The organism is Pseudomonas sp. 39004 (assembly GCF_028682155.1).
GTDB classification, from domain to species: domain Bacteria; phylum Pseudomonadota; class Gammaproteobacteria; order Pseudomonadales; family Pseudomonadaceae; genus Aquipseudomonas; species Aquipseudomonas capeferrum.
Window position 1 is genome coordinate 1 of sequence record NZ_JANIAG010000244.1, and the last position, 6422, is coordinate 6422.

6 protein-coding genes are annotated in these 6422 nt (G+C 64.4%); 3 read left to right on the forward strand and 3 right to left on the reverse strand.

Features of this window, described 5'->3' with window-relative positions:
* Nucleotides 1-1181, forward strand: a 1181-nt coding sequence (locus tag NP534_RS25105) for a 2-aminoadipate transaminase (RefSeq protein ID WP_274100498.1), incomplete at its 5' end; no start/stop codon positions are given.
* Nucleotides 1182-1184: 3 nt separating this feature from the next.
* On the opposite strand, the gene NP534_RS25110 is transcribed toward NP534_RS25105, so the two are convergent.
* The gene (locus NP534_RS25110) at nt 1185-1487 is read right to left on the reverse strand and encodes a hypothetical protein (RefSeq protein ID WP_033699169.1); all 303 of its coding nucleotides are present in this window, start codon (nt 1485-1487) and stop codon (nt 1185-1187) included.
* 183 nt (nt 1488-1670) lie between these two features.
* On the opposite strand from NP534_RS25110, the gene NP534_RS25115 reads away from it, so the two are divergent.
* On the forward strand, nt 1671-2096 hold the full coding sequence (locus NP534_RS25115; RefSeq protein WP_274100499.1) for a hypothetical protein: 426 nt from the start codon (nt 1671-1673) through the stop codon (nt 2094-2096).
* 73 nt (nt 2097-2169) lie between these two features.
* On the forward strand, nt 2170-4281 hold the full coding sequence (gene fusA, locus NP534_RS25120) for an elongation factor G (protein WP_274100500.1): 2112 nt from the start codon (nt 2170-2172) through the stop codon (nt 4279-4281).
* Between the two features lie 171 nt (nt 4282-4452).
* On the opposite strand, the gene NP534_RS25125 is transcribed toward fusA, so the two are convergent.
* On the reverse strand, nt 4453-5895 hold the full coding sequence (locus NP534_RS25125) for a SulP family inorganic anion transporter (protein WP_274100501.1): 1443 nt from the start codon (nt 5893-5895) through the stop codon (nt 4453-4455).
* A gap of 84 nt (nt 5896-5979) precedes the next feature.
* Nucleotides 5980-6422: S8 family serine peptidase (locus NP534_RS25130; protein WP_274100502.1), on the reverse strand; the 443-nt coding region annotated here is incomplete at its 5' end.

The following is a 6422-nucleotide window of genomic DNA, read 5'->3' on the forward strand; positions in this document are numbered from 1 at the left end:
AGAATGCGGAAGTCTGGGACACCGACGGTAAACGTTATATCGACTTCGTCGGCGGCATCGGCGTACTCAACCTGGGGCATTGCAACCCTGCCGTGGTCGAGGCGATCCAAACCCAGGCCACCCGCCTGACCCACTATGCCTTCAACGCCGCGCCCCATGGCCCGTACCTTGAGCTGATGGAACGCCTCAGCCAGTTCGTCCCCGTCAGCTACCCGCTGGCCGGCATGCTGACCAACAGCGGCGCGGAAGCGGCGGAAAACGCCCTGAAAGTAGCCCGCGGTGCCACCGGCAAGCGCGCCATCATCGCCTTCGACGGGGGTTTCCATGGCCGCACCCTGGCCACCCTGAACCTCAACGGCAAGGTCGCCCCCTACAAACAACGGGTCGGCGAGCTACCCGGCCCGGTCTACCACCTGCCCTACCCCAGCGCCGACACCGGCGTCACCTGCGAGCAGGCGCTCAAGGCCATGGACCGGCTGTTCAGCGTCGAGCTGGCGGTCGAAGACGTGGCAGCGTTCATCCTTGAACCCGTGCAGGGCGAAGGCGGCTTCCTCGCCCTCGACCCGGCATTCGCCCAGGCACTGCGCCGCTTCTGCGACCAACACGGGATTTTGATCATCATCGACGAGATCCAGTCGGGCTTTGGCCGTACCGGCCAGCGTTTCGCCTTCCCTCGCCTGGGTATCGAGCCAGACCTGCTGCTGTTGGCCAAAAGCATCGCTGGCGGCATGCCACTGGGTGCGGTAGTCGGGCGTCAGGCCTTGATGGCGGCGCTGCCCAAGGGCGGCCTGGGCGGCACTTACTCGGGCAACCCGATTGCCTGCGCGGCGGCGCTGGCAAGCTTGGCGCAGATGACCGACGAGAACGTCGCTACCTGGGGCGAGCGCCAGGAGCAGGCCATCGTCAGCCGCGTGGAGCGCTGGAAAAAACAGCACCCCTTCATCGGCCGCCTGACCGGCGTCGGTGCAATGCGCGGCATCGAGTTCGTCAATGCCGACGGCAGCCCAGCCCCCGCGCAACTGGCCAAGGTGATGGAAGCGGCGCGGGCCAAAGGTTTGCTGCTGATGCCCAGCGGCAAGGCGCGGCACATCATTCGCCTGCTGGCACCACTGACCATCGAAGCCAATGTGCTCGAAGAAGGGCTGGATATCCTCGAGCAGTGCCTGGCCGAGCTGAACTGAGGGTTACAGGCCCAGTTCTTCGGGTGTGAGCATGTCGGACTCGAAGGCGATCCAGCCGCCTTCGAGTTCGGCGTGGCCGTTGACGATCGGGCCGTAGTAGGTCAGGCCGTTTTCCAGGGTGACGCAGATGTGCGTGGCGGGCTTTTCGGGGGCCGCGAGCGCGCCGACGAAATGCACCTTTTTCAGGGTTTCAGTCACCGCTTCAAGGCCAACACGGATGTTGGCGTTCTCCGATGCCTCGACATCGCCCCCACGGTCTTCGGTGCTGACGGTCACGGTGGCGATGTACGGGTACTTGCTGCTCAAGCGGGTTACCTCAATAGGATAGGTAGGCGTGTGGGCGCGTAGAGTACGGCAGCCTTTCGTTGTTGTCTCTACTGGCCTGATCGCGGGCAACTCGGATCGCCGCACTGCCGCCAACAGGTGATCTGAATGCCCCGATCTGTTAGGGTGCCCGCCGATGCACGCCACACCACACGAGGATCCCGAGTGAGCGCCGAAGAACCCCTGATCGCCGACCTGTTCGAGGTCGACAAACGCCTGTCCCTCAAGCCCGTCGTGGACTTCAACAACTACCTGCGCAACGCGTTCGCCGAAGGCCCGTGCCAGTGCCACCGCTGCCGTGACGGTGGCGAGCAGAGCAGCTACAGCCATCAGCACAACTTCACCCTCGAAGGCCGAGCGCTCAATCGCCGCTTCGCCACCACCGCAGGCAGCGACGTGCTGCTGGTGCTGAAAAAAGCCTGGCTGTCGTACCACAAGGAAGACCTGAACCTGGTCGGCGCACTGGACCTGGCCAAGCTCAAGACCTTCACCGACGCCGCCCTGCACGAGCGCCTGCTGGCCCTGCTGCCCGCCAGCGGCCTGGCCCGCGAAGTGGACGGCCAATGGTTGCTGCAAGCCCAGGCCGACTGACGGCCCGGCGGTAAAGCAGGATTCTTCCGGTCTGCTACCTTGGGAGAATCCGCATCCCCGCAGGTAGTCCGCCATGGCCCGTACAACGCCCATCGAGCTGTATCGCAATATCGGCATCGTCGCCCACGTGGATGCCGGCAAGACCACCACCACCGAACGCATCCTGTTCTACACCGGGGTCAACCACAAGATGGGCGAGGTGCACGATGGTGCCGCGACCATGGACTGGATGGCCCAGGAACAGGAGCGCGGCATCACCATCACCTCGGCGGCGACCACAGCCTTCTGGCAAGGCTCGACCAAGCAGTTTGCCGACAAGTACCGCTTCAACATCATCGATACCCCAGGCCACGTCGACTTCACCATTGAAGTGGAGCGCTCGTTGCGCGTGCTCGATGGCGCCGTGGTGGTGTTCAGCGGTGCCGACGGGGTCGAGCCGCAATCGGAAACCGTCTGGCGCCAGGCCAACAAGTACCATGTGCCGCGCCTGGCCTACATCAACAAGATGGACCGCCAGGGCGCCGACTTCCTGCGCGTGGTCAAGCAGATCGACCAGCGCCTGGGGCATCACCCGGTACCGATCCAGCTGGCGATCGGCAGCGAAGAGCACTTTATCGGCCAGATCGACTTGGTGAAGATGAAGGCCATCTACTGGAACGACGCCGACCAGGGCACCACCTATCGGGAAGAAGAGATCCCAGCGGAGCTGCGCCCACTCGCCGACGAATGGCGCGCGCACCTGGTCGAGGCCGCCGCCGATGCCAATGATGAACTGACCCAGAAATATCTCGACGGCGAAGAACTGACCATCGACGAGATCAAGGCCGCCTTGCGTCAACGCACGATCGCCAACCAGATCGTGCCGACCATTCTGGGCTCCTCGTTCAAGAACAAGGGCGTGCCGCTGATGCTCGATGCGGTGATCGACTACCTGCCCGCGCCCTCCGAGATCCCGGCCATCAAGGGCACCGACCCGGATGATGAAGAAAAACACCTCGAGCGCCACGCCGACGACAACGAGCCGTTCTCGGCCCTGGCCTTCAAGATTGCCACCGACCCATTCGTCGGCACCCTGACCTTCGCCAGGGTGTACTCCGGCGTACTCAGCTCCGGCCATGCAGTGCTCAATTCGGTCAAGGGCAAGAAGGAGCGCATCGGCCGCATGGTGCAGATGCATGCCAACCAACGCGCCGAGATCAAGGACGTCTGCGCCGGCGACATCGCCGCGCTGATCGGCATGAAGGACGGGACCACCGGCGACACCTTGTGTGACATGGACAAGCCGATCATCCTCGAACGCATGGACTTCCCCGACCCGGTCATCTCCGTGGCGGTAGAGCCCAAGACCAAGGCCGACCAGGAAAAAATGGGCGTCGCCCTGGGCAAGCTGGCCCAGGAAGACCCGTCATTCCGAGTACGCACCGACGAAGAGACCGGCCAGACGATCATCTCTGGCATGGGTGAATTGCACCTGGACATCATCGTCGACCGCATGCGCCGCGAATTCAACGTCGAGGCCAACATCGGCAAGCCGCAGGTGGCGTACCGCGAGAAGATCCGCAACACCTGCGAGATCGAAGGCCGCTTCGTCCGCCAGTCCGGCGGGCGCGGCCAGTATGGCCACTGCTGGATCCGCTTCGCCCCTGGCGACGAAGGCCAAGAGGGCTTGGAGTTTATCAACGAGATCGTCGGCGGCGTGGTGCCACGCGAGTACATCCCGGCCATCCAGAAGGGCATCGAGGAGCAGATGAAGAACGGCGTGCTCGCCGGTTATCCGCTGATCAGCCTGAAGGCGGCGGTGTTCGACGGCTCCTACCACGACGTCGACTCCAACGAGATGGCCTACAAGATCGCCGCCTCCATGGCCACCAAGCAACTCTCGCAAAAAGGCGGGGCGGTGCTGCTGGAGCCGGTCATGAAGGTTGAGGTGGTGACGCCGGAGGAATACCAGGGCGACATCATGGGCGACCTGAGCCGGCGCCGCGGGATGATTCAGGATGGCGACGAGACACCGGCCGGCAAGGTGATTCGTGCCGAGGTGCCGCTGGGCGAGATGTTCGGCTATGCCACGTCGATGCGCTCGATGACCCAGGGGCGGGCCAGCTATTCGATGGAGTTCACCCGCTATGCCGAGGCGCCGGCCAGCATTGCCGATGGCATTGTGAAGAAAAACCGCGGCGAATGATCGTGCGCCCAGTGCCAGCAACTGCCTTGCTCAGATGCCCAAAGCCGGCCTGATCTCTGTGGGCGGGCTTGCCCCGCGAAGAGGCCGGCCCAGACACTGCCGCTGCCGGGCACCGGCTTCGCCGGTGTTCGCGGGGCGAGCCCGCGCCCACCAGGCATCTCATGACAACGCTCAGTGCTGTTCGCCGGCCCGTTTCAGCAGCTTCTTGCAGCGCTCGGACAGGTGCACCACCCGCAGCTGCTTGCCCGCCTTGGCATAGCGCTCGCGCAAGGTCTTCAACGCCGCAATTGCCGAGTAGTCGACAAAGCTCAGGTGCTGGCAATCCAGGGTGACCTTGGCCGGGTCGCCCGCCGCATCGAACTGGTTGAGAAACGGCGTGACCGAAGCAAAGAACAGCGTGCCATGCACCTGGTAGCGCTTGCCCCCCTCGCCGTCCTCGTGGCTGTCGGCATACAACTCCCGGGCATGCTGCCAGGCAAAGTTCACCGCCGCGATGACGATACCGAACAGCACCGCCATGGCCAGGTCGGTGAACACCGTGACGATGGTCACCGCAATGATCGCCAGCACATCGCTGACCGGCACCTTGTGCAACACGCGCAACGAGGCCCAGGCAAAGGTCTGCTGGGCAACCACGAACATCACCCCCACCAGGGCCGCCAGCGGGATGCGCTCGATCAGCGGCGACAGGAACAGCACGAACAGCAAGATCATCACCCCAGCGACCACCCCAGACAGCCGACCACGGCCGTTGGAGCTGAGGTTGATCACCGTCTGCCCGATCATCGCGCAGCCGCCCATGCCGCCACATAGCCCGGAGACCATGTTGGCTGCCCCCAGGGCCACGCACTCGCGGTCCGGGAAGCCACGGCTCTCGGTGATCTCGTCGGTGAGGTTGAGTGTCAGCAGGGTTTCCAGCAAGCCGACCATGGCCATCAGCACCGCGTACGGGGCAATGATCTGAAGCGTTTCAAGGTTCCATGGCACATCCGGCAGTGCCAGTTGCGGCAAGCCGCCGGCGATATGCGCCATGTCGCCGAGGGTACGGGTCGGTAAACCGAGCAGGTACACCAGCAGGCCTACCCCGAGGATGGCCACCAGCGCGGGCGGCACGGCGCGGGTCAGCTTCGGCAGTACGTAGACCACCAGCATGGTCAACGCCACCAGGCCGATCATCAGGTACAGCGGTGCTCCACTGAGCCAGTGATCGCCCTGCTTGAAGTGCTCCAGCTGGGCCAGGGCGATGACGATCGCCAGGCCGTTGACGAAGCCGAGCATCACCGGGTAAGGCACCAGGCGCACCAGTTTGCCCAGGCGCAGTACGCCAAACAGGATCATCACCACACCGCCCAGCAGCACCGTGGCCAGCAAGTACTGCACGCCGTGCTGCACCACCAGCGCGACGATCACCACCGCCATCGAGCCGGCAGCGCCGGAGATCATGCCCGGCCGGCCGCCAAACAGCGCGGTCAGGGTGCAGATGATGAAGGCGCCATACAGGCCCATCAACGGGTTGAGGTGCGCCACCAGGGCAAAGGCGATACACTCGGGCACCAAGGCGAACGAAGTGGTGAGGCCGGCGAGCACGTCGGCGCGGAGTCGGGCGGGTTTCATGGCGTTCCTGTGAGGCGGTCCAGGCGGACGGGCTGGCAATCAAGGGGCGCGATGTTACGGAATTTGTCTTACAGCGGCCACCGCTCAACGCACCCGGTCAAGGCTCTGTACCGCCAGGTCCAGCGCACGCTGCATGTCCAGGCGCGCCGAGCGGCCCAGGTCCGGGTGGTTCAGCCGGCCGCCCCGCTCAGACGGCAAAATTGGCGCAGTCAGGTCTTCGGCATCCATGGCTTCGAAGTCCTGCTCGGTACCCAAGGTCAATGCACTGCGCCGCAACAACATGCGGACCTGCTCGGGTGTCAGTGCCGGGTTGATCGACAACATCGCCGCCACCGTCGCGCTGACCAGCGGCGTGGCATACGAGGTGCCGCAGTGTGGCTTTTTGGCACTCGCGGGGCGGATGCAGGCCGCGGCGCTGACATCGACGCGCATGTCGATGTTCGAGCTGCGGCGCTTGCGCACATGCTGCGGGTCCTCGACCGGCACCGCCTTGTCACTGCGCTGATGGCCGCCTACCACCAGCAATT

Excerpts from the sequence above, each read along its gene's own strand:
- NP534_RS25125 (WP_274100501.1), bottom strand. The coding sequence starts at position 5,895 with ATGAAACCCGCCCGACTCCGCGCCGACGTGCTCGCCGGCCTCACCACT.
- fusA (WP_274100500.1), top strand. The coding sequence starts at position 2,170 with ATGGCCCGTACAACGCCCATCGAGCTGTATCGCAATATCGGCATCGTC.